Origin of the sequence: Allocoleopsis sp. (assembly GCF_036703385.1) — a bacterium.
Taxonomy (GTDB): domain Bacteria; phylum Cyanobacteriota; class Cyanobacteriia; order Cyanobacteriales; family Coleofasciculaceae; genus Allocoleopsis.
On record NZ_DATNPA010000612.1, the window covers coordinates 1 to 14,449 of the forward strand.

Annotated in this window: 12 protein-coding genes; 4 read left to right on the forward strand and 8 right to left on the reverse strand. The window is 46.0% G+C overall.

What is annotated here, in order from left to right:
- Positions 1 to 169: 169 nt before the first annotated feature.
- On the reverse strand, positions 170 to 1,108 hold the full coding sequence (gene pstA / locus V6C93_RS29305) for a phosphate ABC transporter permease PstA (RefSeq protein ID WP_333480206.1): 939 nt from the start codon (positions 1,106 to 1,108) through the stop codon (positions 170 to 172).
- Between the two features lie 44 nt (positions 1,109 to 1,152).
- Positions 1,153 to 2,103: a phosphate ABC transporter permease subunit PstC gene (gene pstC, locus V6C93_RS29310; protein WP_333480207.1), complete on the reverse strand. Its 951-nt coding sequence runs from the start codon at positions 2,101 to 2,103 to the stop codon at positions 1,153 to 1,155.
- Position 2,104: 1 nt separating this feature from the next.
- On the opposite strand from pstC, the gene V6C93_RS29315 reads away from it, so the two are divergent.
- On the forward strand, positions 2,105 to 2,245 hold the full coding sequence (locus tag V6C93_RS29315) for a hypothetical protein (protein ID WP_333480208.1): 141 nt from the start codon (positions 2,105 to 2,107) through the stop codon (positions 2,243 to 2,245).
- 26 nt (positions 2,246 to 2,271) lie between these two features.
- Here the strand turns inward: V6C93_RS29315 and pstS are convergent, their stop codons facing one another.
- Entirely contained in the window at positions 2,272 to 3,447 is a 1,176-nt protein-coding gene (pstS, locus tag V6C93_RS29320; RefSeq protein WP_333480209.1) for a phosphate ABC transporter substrate-binding protein PstS, read from the reverse strand.
- Positions 3,448 to 4,210: 763 nt separating this feature from the next.
- Here pstS and V6C93_RS29325 point away from each other — a divergent pair.
- A complete protein-coding gene (locus V6C93_RS29325; RefSeq protein ID WP_349262876.1) occupies positions 4,211 to 4,798 on the forward strand; it encodes a biotin transporter BioY in 588 nt (195 codons plus the stop codon).
- Between the two features lie 123 nt (positions 4,799 to 4,921).
- Positions 4,922 to 5,431: a signal peptidase II gene (gene lspA, locus V6C93_RS29330; RefSeq protein ID WP_333480211.1), complete on the forward strand. Its 510-nt coding sequence runs from the start codon at positions 4,922 to 4,924 to the stop codon at positions 5,429 to 5,431.
- A gap of 126 nt (positions 5,432 to 5,557) precedes the next feature.
- Here lspA and clpX read toward each other — a convergent pair whose 3' ends face one another.
- Entirely contained in the window at positions 5,558 to 7,036 is a 1,479-nt protein-coding gene (gene clpX, locus V6C93_RS29335; protein ID WP_414644304.1) for an ATP-dependent protease ATP-binding subunit ClpX, read from the reverse strand.
- A gap of 362 nt (positions 7,037 to 7,398) precedes the next feature.
- Between clpX and V6C93_RS29340 the strand changes: the two genes are divergently transcribed.
- Positions 7,399 to 7,905, forward strand: a complete 507-nt coding sequence (locus V6C93_RS29340) for a transcriptional repressor (RefSeq protein WP_333480213.1) — start codon at positions 7,399 to 7,401, stop codon at positions 7,903 to 7,905.
- A gap of 123 nt (positions 7,906 to 8,028) precedes the next feature.
- Here the strand turns inward: V6C93_RS29340 and V6C93_RS29345 are convergent, their stop codons facing one another.
- From V6C93_RS29345 to V6C93_RS29360, 4 genes are all read right to left on the reverse strand, one after another.
- On the reverse strand, positions 8,029 to 10,950 hold the full coding sequence (locus tag V6C93_RS29345; RefSeq protein WP_333480214.1) for a response regulator: 2,922 nt from the start codon (positions 10,948 to 10,950) through the stop codon (positions 8,029 to 8,031).
- 595 nt (positions 10,951 to 11,545) lie between these two features.
- Complete coding sequence (locus V6C93_RS29350; RefSeq protein WP_333480215.1) at positions 11,546 to 12,730, reverse strand: PP2C family protein-serine/threonine phosphatase; 1,185 nt, start codon at positions 12,728 to 12,730, stop codon at positions 11,546 to 11,548.
- Between the two features lie 24 nt (positions 12,731 to 12,754).
- Entirely contained in the window at positions 12,755 to 13,123 is a 369-nt protein-coding gene (locus V6C93_RS29355; protein ID WP_333480216.1) for a response regulator, read from the reverse strand.
- 3 nt (positions 13,124 to 13,126) lie between these two features.
- The coding region (locus tag V6C93_RS29360; RefSeq protein WP_333480217.1) for a GAF domain-containing sensor histidine kinase at positions 13,127 to 14,449 on the reverse strand (1,323 nt) is incomplete at its 5' end.

Here is a 14,449-nt window from a genome sequence, read left to right on the forward strand (position 1 = left end):
ATTCAACATAAAACCTTGAAGGTGGCTTATTTTTATGTCTAAGGGCAGGTGTAGAATCAAATCGACGCAATCATTATAGCTATTGATGGGAATTTTGTATCGATTATTACTGTATTCTCTAACTCCTTAATGATTTTATAGACTCACGACTGGCATACTCAACTGTTTTTTAATAAATTCTCTTCCGAGTTGCCCAGCGAGCGAGTATGCTGGTCAGCAAGATCATGAACACCAAGATTAAGGAAGCGGCCCAAGCTAGCTCATTTTGGAATGCATCGGTTACTCTAGCAAAGTCGTAGATTAAGTAAGAAAGAGTGGCGATTGGCTCTAATAAACCCTGAGGAGGTAAATTCGGCATAAAGGGTGAATTAAAGGCTGTGAAAAGTACAGGAGCTGTTTCTCCAGCAGCGCGGGCGATCGCTAGAGTAACTCCTGTCAGAATGGCGGGTATCGCGGCTGGCAGAACAACCTTTAACACCGTTTGGTAGTTAGAAGCTCCCACTCCTAGAGATGCCCATCTAATATCTTGTGGAACTATCTGTAACGCTTCGTCAGTCGTCCGCACAATAGTCGGCAACATGAGTACGGCTAGGGCTGCGCCAGCTGCAATTGCTGAAAAGCCACCCTCAGGTTTTTGTAAAACAAACTTTGTCAGAATACTTGGCTGAACCAGAATCCCATAGGCAAAAACCCCAGCAATAATTGAAGGAACGCCGGAAAGTACGTTTGTTGCAAAACGAATCCAGCGAGTCAATTTACCGGAGCTGAACTCTGATAAATAAACCGCTGCTAATACGCCAAACGGAACGGCTATGAGAGTCGCAATTCCTACTACCATCAGAGTGCCAATTATCGCATTCGCAATACCCCCTTCGGCTTGACCGGCGGCGGGTGGTAGCTGAATAAACAAACTGAAGTTTAGGCGGTTAATTCCTTTACTGAGTACATAGAGTATGACTGCAAATAAAGGCACCAAGGTAATGGCCAGACAGGCACCCGCCACGATTGTCATGACTATCCCGAATAGTGATCGCGGACTGCCGTAAGACCGAGTCATCCCACTCGTGGGGGAGTCCTGAGAATATTGAGTTTGGGGACTAGTTGACATATAACAAAACTCTACCTATATCTACAGTAGACTCCATTCTTGGGTTAGAACTTCTTAACTTGGCGAACGATCAACTCCGCCAACACGTTGACGATTAGTGTTATCACAAACAAAATTAATCCCGCATACATCAGAGCAGCAATTTGCAGACCTGATGCTTCAGCAAATTGGTTGGCCAGTAGGGAAGCGATCGTGTTTGCAGGAGCTAGCAGGGAAAAACTCAGCTTATTGGAATTACCAATGAGCAGGGTAACAGCCATTGTTTCTCCCATCGCACGACCGAGTGCTAGCATGACCGCACCAATAATACCGGAGAAGGCAGCTGGAATGAGTACTCTGAACAGCGTTTCCCAGCGCGTTGCTCCTAAACCCAGAGAAGCTTGTCGAAGATCAGGAGGAAGGGCGGCTAGGGAATCGCGAGAAATTGCCGTAATGATGGGCAAAATCATAATGGTCAAAATCACACCAGCCGGCAACATGCCTGGGCCTGCGGGGGGTGTGCTAAAGATTGGCAACCAGCCCAAGTAGTTGTGAAGCCACGCCCCTACATTACTGAGTAGAGGAATCAGGACAAAAATGCCCCACAGTCCATACACAACACTAGGAATAGCCGCTAAAAGCTCCACCATGAAGATCAGCGGAGTCCGAATGGATAAGGGTAAAAAATCTTCGCTCAAGAAAACTGCCGTCCCAACTCCCAGGGGTACTGCCAATAACAAGGCGATCGCAGCACTCACAATTGTGCCATAGATCACAGGCAGCGCCCCGTAAGATTCTGCCACAGGATTCCAATCGCTGCTCGTCAGAAAACCTAAACCATATTTCTGGATAGCCGGCAACGCCTTAAAGGCAACCACTAGCGCAATGAAGAGCAAAACACCGGCAACCCCCAGCGCCAAGATGCGAGTTAGCCAGAGAAAACCCCTATCTAGGGATTTTTCTGCCGAGGAGCGTGGTTGAAACGTGGTTTGAGGATTCCTAGCTTGTGCCGTCATAGTGGACTTTACCGAACAGACTTGTGTGAAGAATGGAGGAGCGAACGTTAGCTCACTGTTAGCCTGGATGTACCATACTCAAGAGCCGCATCGCGAGTTGCACCCTTGGACGAATACTGTTTTGATTGGCGATCGCCATTGAGCTAGGTTCAAGGTTACAGCTAGGGGTTATTTGGTAATGTTCATTTTGTAGTCGGCGCTGATGCCATCGGCAGTGGTGGCTACTTTATCGACAACCTTACTGGGTAGAGGAACATACCCCAATTCGGTGCTAACCTTCTGACCGTTCGTCAAGCCATATTCAATCATGGCTTCGATCGCTTTGGCTTTTGCTGGATCGGAATACTTTTTATGGACGAGCATCCAAGTATAGGTAACGATGGGATAGGAGTCTGCCCCTTCTGGATCGGTGATAAAAGCCCGAAGGTTTTCAGGCAGTTGCACCGCTTCAAGGGTTTTCTCCGCAGACTGGTCATTGGGGGCAACAAATTTGCCCGCTTTGTTTTCTAAAGAAGCAAACTTGAGTTGATTTTTGGCGGCGTAGCCGTACTCGACATAACCAATTGTCCCCTTATTCTGCTTAATTAGGGCGGCGACGCCATCATTCTTGGGTGCGCCAGTGCCAGTAGGCCACTGTACCGTTTTACCTTCCCCAACCTTGGTTTTCCACTCTGGGCTAATAGCACTCAGATGTTTGGTGAACACACCTGTTGTACCGCTTCCATCAGAGCGATAGGCTACTGTGATATTTTGGTCTGGCAGTTTTACATCTGGGTTAGCCTTGGTGATCGCAGGGTCGTTCCACTTCTTAATTTTACCCAGGAAAATATCGGCATACACTTGCCGGGGTAGCTTCAGTTCACCCGTCACTTCTGGGAGGTTATAGGCGAGTACGATGCTGCCGGCTGTCATGGGCAGCATAATCACACCTTTATCGCCCACCTTCTGGATTTCATCATCCTTCATGGCAACATCACTAGCCCCAAAGTCTACAATGCCTTTGGTAAACTGCTCCACGCCTGCGCCACTACCATTTCCCTGATAATTGATCTGGACTTTGGGATATTCCTTGTTTAAATCAGCAAACCAACGCTGATACAGCGGAGCTGGGAACGTTGCACCTGCGCCCAGTAGTCTTACATTCTGATTGAGGGCGAGTTTATCTGAGCCAGCTGTAGAAGTTCCGCCTGCCGTAGAAGTTTCACCGCTAGGAGAAGCACCACCATTAGCCGCATTGTCTGGAGCTTTCTGCCCACCGCAAGCGGCTAAGCTGATTGTCAAAGCCACCGCCGAAATTGAGGCAACTAAACGAGTGGGATGAGTAAGGTCAATCCGAAAAAGCATCGCTATCTAATTTTTTTTACTTCTATTCAGTAAACCTATAGAAGGATAGCGCTTTTACGTAAAGGGAAGATTAAGAGAGCTGACCTTTAGTCACTTCGCTACGCTCACCAAAAATTTAATGGAAAATGATGAGTTCCCTTTGGCTTATTCATTAGCTAAATGGGGAGTAATTCAGCTAATTGCTGGAAATCCTCAATATTCTTTGAACCTAGTTTAATTTTGTTTTCTTTAAGCTTCAGCGAATGATTGTTAACTTGACTTTATTTAACCTGAAGATCAGCTAAATTCTATAACGATTTTAGCTGATTTTTTCGCAAAATATCGTAGAAAAAACTAAATTCAGCCCCAAAACAGATATAGCATTGAAAATCAGCGCTACTGTCAGCGGGAAATAACACTTAAGGCAGGGCGACAGTCTAGTACACCCAGGCGGAAATAACTATCCAGTTGAAAAAGTTTAAAAGCTTACTGTACAAACTTTCTTTCAGAAAAGCCTTCTGCCTCCTGCCTCCTGCCTTCTGCCAACTTGGTCTAGCCAGAGGTATTCTCTCATGAGACCGAAAGGTCTGAGCAAGTGCGATCGCACTGACCGGGAGTAGTTCACCGCCTGGCAGAGCATCAATCCCTGAAGAGTAATCCTGCTCTCCTGTATAGGCTTTTATGTTTTAAGCAATTTTTGGGGGAGTAAAACGAAAGACATTCTTTCTTTTACAATAAATGCCTTCTACCCTTTACATTTTTGGCTACTGGCCTCTTGCTGACTGTGTCTGTTCCCAATGAACTTATGTGGGCGTTGATTGGCTTACTGCTGACAATCGGCGGCACTTTTGTGGAAGCCTTTGCAACCAATCCGCCCTGGGATTGGTCCGGTCATGGCATCCAGGCCGTATCGCTTGGTGTTACCTATCAAATCGGGGCTGTCCTCCTCACGGGTTGTTTAGGCGGTAAAAGTGCCGGTGCCCTTTCTCAAATCGCTTATATTGTCCTAGGCTTGGGCTCAAACCTGCCCGTCTTTACTCAAGGCGGTGGCCTGAGTTATCTCAAACAGCCTAGCTTTGGCTACTTACTGGGCTTTATTCTGGGTGCTTGGGTTTGCGGGTTTCTGGCTTTTCGGATGCCGCCGCGTATCGAATCTTTGTCCTTTAGTTGCCTCTGTGGTCTTTTGACAATCCATCTCTACGGTATAGGCTATTTGATCGTTTTCCACGCCCTCAACTTGGCAGCCTTTGGCAACTTGTCCTTACTGCAATCTATTATGAAATACTCAATCTATCCCCTACCAGGACAACTGGTGGTAACCTGTGCCGTTACCGTTTTGGCGTTTGCCCTGCGGCAACTGATGTTCTACTAGCTTGCTGTCCTAGAACCCAAGAAAGGTTACAGGTTGACAGGTTGCAGGTTGAAAGTTATCTTCAAAAAGCCTCATCCTCCAATGCTCAACCTTACTAACCTTCGACCCCATGACCCATAACCAATGACCAAGTCCCTGAAAAACCGTTTCTTCTGGGTTACTGCTTTTATCAGTCTGATATTGGATCAGCTGACCAAATATTTAGTGGTGCAGAATTTGGATCTGAAGGAGACCTTAGCGGTGTGGTCTGATGTCTTTCACTTTACTTATGTCTTAAATCCTGGCGCGGCTTTTAGTTTCTTTCAGGGAGAAGCTTGGTTGCGCTGGCTGTCTTTGGTCGTGAGCATTGGTTTAATCGCACTCGCTTGGTTGGGGCCTGCCATGAATACGCTGGAGCAGCTAGGCTATGGGTTTATCTTAGGAGGAGCATTGGGCAATGGCATTGACCGTTTTTTCAACAGTTGCGTAGTAGATGGCAAGCTTTTAACTTGCGTCGTGGATTTTCTGGATTTTCGTCTGATTCATTTCGCTGTATTCAACCTGGCAGATGTTTTCATTAACGCAGGTATTATCTGCTTGCTGATTGCTAGCTTACGGCATCAACCTCCAACACCCAACTCCCGACGTCTTTAGAGTCAGTTTGCCGGATAGGTCTTAAACAGGAGCGGCGATCGCTGTTTTAGGGTGGCGAGGTTTAGACCCCGTTCACGAATCAAGCACTCGAATCGAGAAGCGATCGCTACCGTTGGCTCAACACTTCTAGGCCGATTCAGATTTGAGCAACCAAGAGGGATGGGTGAGCAATTCAGCCGTGGAGCGTTTCTCAACCATCTCCCTGGTAATCGTGCAGCGATGAATATCTTTGCGAGAGGGCAACTCGTACATGATATCCAGCATCAGCTCTTCTAAGATGCCTCGCAGAGCTCTAGCGCCGGTTTTGCGTCGAACCGCTTCTTGGGCGATCGCTCTTAGAGCATCCGGCTGAAACTCTAGACGAATACTATCCATCTTCAGCAATTTTTGGTATTGCTTCACCAAAGCATTGTGAGGTTGTGTCAATATCCTCATCAAGGCATCTTCATCCAGGGGTTCAACGGATGTGACCGCAGGCAAGCGCCCAATCATCTCCGGGATCAGACCAAATTTAACCAAATCCTCTGGCTCTAAATGTTTGAAGAATTCTGATGTCGGCTTTGGCAGCGACTGTTCCTCACTGGCTTGAACAAAACCGATCAATTTTTTTCCGATGCGTTGCTCTACCAATTTGTCTAACCCGACAAAGGCACCGCCACAAATAAAAAGAATATTACTGGTATCAAGTTGAATGCACTCCTGATAAGGATGCTTACGCCCACCTTGGGGCGGTACATTCACCACTGTCCCTTCCAATATTTTTAAGAGCGCTTGCTGAACGCCTTCCCCCGAAACATCCCGTGTAATTGATGGATTTTCGCTTTTACGGGCAATCTTATCAATTTCGTCAATGTAGATAATACCTCGCTCCGCTGCTTCGACATTAAAGTCAGCGACTTGCAGCAATCGCAGCAAGATATTTTCTACATCATCCCCGACATAACCCGCTTCTGTCAGTGTGGTAGCATCAGCAACCGCAAAGGGAACATCCAACTGAGTCGCCAGAGATTGAGCCAAAAGGGTCTTTCCGCAGCCCGTAGGCCCAATCAGAAGAATGTTAGACTTAGAGAGCTTCACACTCTCATCAGAGAGATTTTTGCTGCTCTCGCTTTGGTCAACGCTGAGGCGCTTGTAATGGTTATAAACAGCAACAGATAGAACTTTTTTGGCCTGCTCTTGACCGATGACATGCTGGTCTAAAGCTTGCTTGATTTCAGTCGGTTTGGGAAGTTGATGCCAAGCTCGATGCATAGCTGGGATGGGTTGGTCTTGGGCAGGGTCGATGTCCTGAGGCCCTTGGATCGCTGTGTCATTGGATGAGTGGAACAGTTCCTCATCTAAGATCTCATTGCACAGTTCCACGCATTCATCACAAATGTAGACGCCCGGTCCGGCTATCAATTTGCGTACCTGCTCAGAAGACTTACCGCAAAAAGAACATCTTAGATAAGAGTCGTATTTGGACATATTAAAATTATCGCTGTTGAGGTGGTAGCAACATCCTAGGCTGTAGCTCGGTGCTGCTATATCGGTGTCAGCTAGGTCGAGGATGGGTTGAACCCTGTGCCTGTGAATCAGATGCGACCCCTTGCTAGTGGGGTGCATTACCCGGTCAGAGGAGCAGCCGCCTCACTGGGATAACCCAAAAAACGATTATTATACCAAGTTGCAGCTGTTCAGTGTCTGTTGGGGACTGAGGATTGGGGAGAGCGCTACCATGACCAATGACCTATACCCCATTGTCGATTACCAACTGGAGAGAATCCAGTTTAGACCGCAACGTGGTATTAATACCATTCTAAGAACAATCTCATCGTCCTTAGAGCCGCAACTGGTTTTTCAGTATGGATCAATAAGCCACTGACATTTATTCTCAACTAGCAGATTTTGTTGCAAGTGACCGATGCAAGTAACTATTATTGTCAATAATGCATTGTCAATAATCGGTTTTTTTTGAGAGAGTTATTATGCCTCCTTACACAGCCGCTTCACTCAAAGCCGAACTCAATTCCAGAGGTTGGCGTTTGACGCCACAACGGGAAACAATTCTGCATGTCTTTCAAAATCTGCCCAGAGGAAACCATCTTAGTGCTGAGGAACTCCACGAGCTGCTACAGCAGCGTGGAGAGCCCATTAGCTTATCTACCATTTACCGCAGCGTCAAGTTGATGTCGCGGATGGGCATTTTACGGGAATTGGAGTTGGCAGAAGGACATAAACATTACGAGCTCAATCAGCCTTTCCCAAATCATCACCATCATTTGGTTTGCATTCAGTGCAACCGAACCATTGAATTCAAGAATGACTCGATTCTGAAACAAGGAGTAAAGCATGTGGAAAAAGAGGGATTGCAGATGATTGACTGTCAACTGACGATTCATACAATCTGTCCGGAGGCAGTGCGGATGGGATGGCCTTCTGCACTACCCAGCAATTGGTGCTGCACCCGCTCAATTGCTCATGGATTGAATTAAATTCATGTTCTTCTGGCTAAGTCGAATGTCACTGACTTAAACGTTTGTAGTCAGCGATGCAAGTACCTCCAGTAGTGAAGTGTTGACTACGAAGCTATGCTATAACAGTGACATTCAGCTTAACTAGTTCAAAAATTTTTCACAGCTTTTGATATAAAAACTAACTGCTTTATCTTGGGGGTTGATCTTTTGGATTGCCTTGAATTTTTGATAAGCTAATTTATTATTTTGACTATTATAAAGTATAATTGCTTCTTCAAACAAGGTTTTGGTTTGTTGCTTTAGGTCTCGGAGCTGAGGCGGGTCTGTCTCGAAAATTTCAAATACCGAAACACGTTCTCGTTTGCCTTTCACTTGCACTTGACCGATAAATCTATACTGATATTGGGTAGGTGTTTCCAGACTAAATAAAGTCGGCCCGCTAATCAAAATGGCTGCACCATACACTTTAGTCAAATCTTCTAAGCGAGAGGCCAGGTTAACGGCATCAGCAATTACCGTGCTTTCCATGCGCCGTTCTTCGCCAATGGTACCCAGCATTAAACTACCCCGATGCAAGCCAATGCCGATCGCAAGGGATGGATAGCCCAATTTTTGGCGATCGCTATTATAGAGTGAGACTTCTTGTTGCATCGCGATCGCGGCCTGCACGGCCTCATCAGCTGTATCAGGAAACAGAGCCATCACTGCATCCCCAATATATTTATCAATAAAGCCATTATGCTGGCGGATGATCGGCCCCACCCGGCTCAAATAAGAATTGAGAAAATCAAAGTTTTCCTTGGGCGATATCTCCTCTGAGAGAGTCGTAAAGTCGCGAATGTCAGCAAACATAATTGACATTTCCTTGAGGATCTGGTCACCCAGACGGACATCCACAATACTTTTATGTCCGAGGAAACGCAGAAACTCATGGGGCACAAACCGACCGTAAGCGATATTAATTTTAGATAAATTGATATGTGTTTTAATGCGGGCTAAGAGTTCATTTTTGAGTACGGGTTTGCTCAGATAATCATTAGCCCCAGCATCCAAGCCTGCGACTAGGTTGGAGACTTGATTTTTGGCCGTTAACATGACAACAGGCATTTCCGAAGCTGGAAACTGTTCGCGGATTTTTTGGCAGACTTGATAGCCAGACATCTTCGGCATCATGATATCGAGTAGAATCAAGTCGGGTCTGAGTCCGCTGTCAATCTTTTTTAATGCCTCTATTCCACTAGTCGCTTGGACGATCGCATAATTTTGTAAGGACAGGTGGTTGGCAACAACTTGCAAATTGATCGGTTCGTCGTCCACCACCAGGATGGTTAATTGGCTATTGGATTGTACTGTTGGGGATAGGGTATGGGGTGGCAAAGCCTCATTTTCCCGCACTCTAGCAAGTACTCGGCTGTAGTCTAACGTTCTATTTGGGGTTTGAGTACTACTGGGCAGAGTAAAAATGAATCGGGAACCCTGACCCAGTGCTGACTCGACGCGGATTGTGCCGCCGTGAAGTTCCACGAGTTGTTTTGTGATACTTAGTCCAAGCCCGGTTCCACCATACTCACGGGAGACAGACGCATCCACTTGCTCGAAGGATTTGAAGATGTTCTCAAATTTATCGGGTAAGATGCCAATACCGGTGTCAGAGATGGTGACTTCTACCATACTGTCGAGTGCGATCGCAGACACGGTCACGGACCCCGATTCAGTGAACTTGAGCGCGTTGCCGACCAAATTGTACATAATTTGTTGGAGGCGATTCTCGTCCCCTTCAACGGCAACCAAATCCTCTGGAATTACGTTATTTAGTTCAATGGATTTACCCGCCACAAGCGGGCGACAAACCGTCAGAACAACCTCTGCAATCTGGCGAAAGTCTACAGACTGTCTTTGCAGTGTGATATCCCTGTTTTTCAGTTTGGCGAAATCCAAGATATCATTAACCAGATTTGCCAGCCGCATCCCACTAGAGACAACCATCGAAAGATTGGCTTTTTGCCGATCATTGAGTTCACCTGCCGCACCGTCGAGTAGGGATTCCGTGATGCCGATAATGCCATTGAGGGGGGTGCGGAGTTCGTGGGAGGTATTGGCTAAAAACTCGTCTTTGATTTGATCCAAGCGTTGCAATTGAGTATTCTTGAATTCCAGTTCTTGGGTAAAACGAATTCGCTCAGCTTCCGCCCGTTTGCGTTGGGTGATGTCTTGAAAAGCTGCGATCGCATAAACTACATTACCCTGTTCATCAAAAATTGGGGTTGCCCATACCTCTAAGGGGATAATCTCGTCTATTTGATGAAGCTCCATATTATCAACGGTTGCTCTTTCACCGCTTAATGCCCGCACGATTGGCTGTTCGTCAGCAGGATAAAGTTGCTGAGTTCCCGCGACATACGCCTGATAAACTTCTGGCAATTGTTCAGCCGTTACATCCGGTGCGATACTTTTACCCAATAAGTGCTGTGCCGTTTGATTTGCGTAGTAGGTTTTACCACTGCTATCAACGACGAATATCCCCACCGGTAACGCTTCTAGAAATTGAGTCAACCGTCTCTCACTGTGGCGTAACGCCTCTTGAGCCTGCTGCCGCGAGGCCACTTCTTCCTGTAGATTTTTCAATAATTCAGCTTGAGCCTGCTGTGCTAAACGGTCCTTTTGTAGCGCCTCTTTTACCTGCTGCACATGTTGCAGTGTCTTATTAGTCGTAATTTCTAAATCTTGAAAATCGATCGGTTTCGTCAGAAAATCAAATGCCCCCAGATTCATCGCCTTTCGGATATTTTCTATATCACCATAGGCGGAAAGAATAACAGCTTTGATAGTAGGATATTGCTCTGCTAGCTTAGTGAGCAGCGCTAGCCCATCCATTCCCGGCATATTAATATCGGTTAATACCATATCGATATCCGGTTCAGTTTGGAGCTTAGAGAGGGCTTCGACACCATCATGGGCAAAAACAAACTGAAGCTCATTGTGCCGGATTTTTTTTCTAAATTTCTGGCGGATCAGGGATTCTAAGTCAGGCTCATCATCCACAACCAGTATTTTCGCTGGCATAGTTTTTCCCTGATTAGGATTTGCTACATGTTCAAGAAATTTCCCTTCAGCTGCTCGAATTCAATAGATTAGTTCATAGAGTTATTGGATTTCTATTTTTGACTATAAGAGCTGCTTAGCTCACGTTGCTCATTACATCACATCCTGAGCAACTAGACCAAATCTTGCTCTAAACAGGCTGGGAGCTGAGCTGATGCAACCACTGAAGGCGAAGATGGCACTGACTTAGGAGCCTTGAAATAAATTTCAGGCTCAAAGCTGAAGTAAGCTTTAGCTTACTGAATAAGCCTTTCAACCCCTTTTAAAGGGTTTTAGCTTTTAGCCCGTTCGCGTAGCGTTCTCCGAAGGAGTACTTTAGTTCAGGGCTTAAGTCAGTGCCATCTCACTTAAGGTAAATGTACAGACTTAAGAACTTTCCTCACTCACCAACCAACCCTTGTGCAGGGGGCCTGGGGGAGGCACTCCGTCCCCCAGTGGGGGGTTTGGGGGAAACCCCCAATCTGGGTTTTTCCCAAGAAACGATCACTTTTCCCTTAAGTCAGCGCCATTCCGCTTAAGGTGAAGATGGCACATTTCCCTGAACCTTGAGCGTCTCTTACTTCTGCTTGAGCACCAGCAAAGTGATATCATCATAAACCTTTTGCTCTCCAATATGCTGCTGTACCTCGCCGATCACAGCCTGTCTAATCTCACCCGCCGAACTTTGCCAGCATGTCTTGACCACCTCACAAAGCCGCTCTAAACCGTATTGCACCCCATTGATATCTTCGGCTTCGGTAATCCCATCGGTGTAGAGGACTACCACATCCCCTGGATTCAATTGCACCCTAGCTTCTGCTACGAAATCGGAAATGTCTTCTGTCAAGCCAATCGGGAATCCCAAATCTATGGTATCAATCAGCTCAACGCTTCCACTGGAGCGCACCACAATCATTTGTTCATGCTGTCCGCTCAAAGTCAGAACACCCTTTTGATAGTCAACTAAGGCGAGGGTCAGGTTCTTATCGCAGCGCATCCGTTGCAGGTTATCATAAATCGTCCGGTTGATTGTGTTCAAGAATTTTACTAAGTCAGTCTCTTGATGGGTCAGTAGCGTCCGCACGGCGGTTTGAACCATCAGCATCAATACACCGCTTTCCAGACCATGACCCGTGATATCGCCAATCCCAATTTTGACGTTTCCGTTGTGCTGTAGCACGTCATAGTAGTCCCCTCCCACCTCCTGTGCTGGTTTCATAAACCCAGCAATCTCTAGTTGGCTGATTTGGCTGAGTTCCTCTTTTGTGGGCAGGAGCATTTGTTGTAACTGCCGTGCGATGTCTAATTCGGTACTCAGGCGCAGGTTCTCGGCTTCGAGGCGCTTGAGATAGCGCTCCTGCTCCAAAGCCTGCTTCATCTGTTTTACATATTGCAACGTTTTGTTAGTGGTAATTTCTAAATCCTGGAAATCGATCGGCTTAGTTAGGAAATCAAAAGCACCCCGATTCATTGCCGCTCTAATATTTTCAATATCACCATAGGCCGAAATAATAATAGCTTTGATGTGAGAGCTTTGCTCGTTGAGTTTAGTTAATAAGGTCAGCCCATCCATTTCGGGCATATTAATATCGGTTAAGACAATATCGATATCCGGTTCAGTTTGCAGCTGCGATAGGGCGTCCACACCGTTACGGGCAAAAACAAACTGGAGTTCGTTCTGCCGAATCTTTTTTCTAAATTTCTGGCGGATCAAGAGTTCTAAGTCGGGCTCATCATCCACAACTAGGATTTTAGCTGGCATAGGTTGCGGATTGATTAAGGTTAGCTAATAAGTCAAAATTCTTTCTTTTAAGTTATCAAATTCAACGGGCTTGTGGAGATAGTCATCCGCTCCATATTCCATCGCAATGCGGTAATTTTCTTCATCGCCATAGGCGGTAATCATAAAGACTTTTAAGTTAGGAAATTTTTCTTTAATAATTTTGAGTAGTTCTAGACCATTCATCCCTGGCATATTAATATCCGATAGTATCAAGACAACGCAATTTTCGGGTTGACTGTTTAAGTATTCCAGCGCCTCCTTTGCCGAAAAAGCAAACTGAAATTCGATGATACCTTTTTTGATTTCCTTCCTAAATTTTTGCCGAAATAATAATTGGACATCTTCTTCGTCATCCACAACCATGATTTTCATGACTTAACTCCGTCTTGGCAAAACAATCACAAACTCAGCATAACGGCCCGCTTCGGTTTCGACCTTGAGCGCTCCTTGATGCTCTTGGACAATGATATCGTGACTGATGGATAGACCCAAACCTGTTCCTTGTCCGGTTGGTTTGGTGGTAAAAAAGGGATTGAAAATTTTATCCACAATTTCTTCGGGTATCCCTTTACCGTTATCTCGGATGCGGATTTCTATCTGTTCACCTAGGTTTTTTGTGCTAACCCAGAGCATGGGTGAAAATTTATCGCCGAGTTCTTTGCTTTTTTCGTGAGCGGAGTAACACGCGTTGTTGATCACATTCAGAAACACTCGGCTAATATTCTGCGGTACAACATTCAGCAACCCGAGCGTATCGTCATAGTCAGTTTCTATACTAATGTTGAAGGAAGAATCTTTCGCACGCATTCCGTGATAGGCTAAATTGATATATTCTGCTAGTAAAACGTTGATGTCAGTCTGTTGTCGCTCGCCGGCTTTGCCTCCAGAGTGCATCAACATACCGCGCACAATATTGTCTGCCCTCTTCCCATGTTCATTGATTTTTTTGACGTTTTGAGTCAGGTCATTTAATATCTCCTCAATATAGTCTGTTGTTTCTGTATCTAAGTTATCTTTTTGATTTTCAATTTCCTCGAGCAATTCCTCGGTTAACTCGGCAGAAAGTTCAGCGAAGTTATTCACAAAGTTTAAGGGATTTTTAATCTCGTGGGCAATGCCTGCGGTGAGGGCACCGAGTGATGCGAGTTTCTCTTGGGCGATAATTTGGTCTTGGGTGGCTTTGAGTTTTTGTAGAGTTGCGCCGAGTTCCTGATTTTTCTCTTGTAATTGCTGAGTTCTCTCCTCAACTTTGAACTCTAGCGTCCGGTTGTATTCTTCTAATTGGTTGTAGAGACGGGAGTTTTCGATAGAGATGGCGGCTTGGGCAGAGAGGATTCTCAAGGTTTCGACACGATCGCTCGTAAATGCCCCAGTAGTAAGATTGTTTTCTAGATACAGAATACCGCTGAGTTTGCCTTGATTCAGCAGGGGAGTGCACAGAATGGATTTGGGTCGGGTGGCGATAATATAAGGGTCGGAGGTAAATTGGCCTTCATTGACGGCATCGTTTAAAACGACATTCTCTTTGGTTCGGGTAACATAATGAACGATCGCCATACACAACAGAGGGATTTGCGTCGAACGATCGACGGAGTCTATGGGAAGCGATCGCGGTATCATGACCTGATGCGTATCAACTGCCCCAGAAGCCTCAATTGCCCAGTTGCCTTCCTCATTCCCTGGCTCGGTTTGGGACTG

Excerpts from the sequence above, each read along its gene's own strand:
- pstA (WP_333480206.1), bottom strand. The coding sequence starts at position 1,108 with ATGTCAACTAGTCCCCAAACTCAATATTCTCAGGACTCCCCCACGAGT.
- V6C93_RS29350 (WP_333480215.1), bottom strand. The coding sequence starts at position 12,730 with ATGCCAGCTAAAATCCTAGTTGTGGATGATGAGCCCGACTTAGAACTC.
- V6C93_RS29345 (WP_333480214.1), bottom strand. The coding sequence starts at position 10,950 with ATGCCAGCGAAAATACTGGTTGTGGATGATGAGCCTGACTTAGAATCC.
- lspA (WP_333480211.1), top strand. The coding sequence starts at position 4,922 with ATGACCAAGTCCCTGAAAAACCGTTTCTTCTGGGTTACTGCTTTTATC.
- clpX (WP_414644304.1), bottom strand. The coding sequence starts at position 7,036 with ATGCACCCCACTAGCAAGGGGTCGCATCTGATTCACAGGCACAGGGTT.
- pstS (WP_333480209.1), bottom strand. The coding sequence starts at position 3,447 with ATGCTTTTTCGGATTGACCTTACTCATCCCACTCGTTTAGTTGCCTCA.
- V6C93_RS29340 (WP_333480213.1), top strand. The coding sequence starts at position 7,399 with ATGCCTCCTTACACAGCCGCTTCACTCAAAGCCGAACTCAATTCCAGA.
- pstC (WP_333480207.1), bottom strand. The coding sequence starts at position 2,103 with ATGACGGCACAAGCTAGGAATCCTCAAACCACGTTTCAACCACGCTCC.
- V6C93_RS29355 (WP_333480216.1), bottom strand. The coding sequence starts at position 13,123 with ATGAAAATCATGGTTGTGGATGACGAAGAAGATGTCCAATTATTATTT.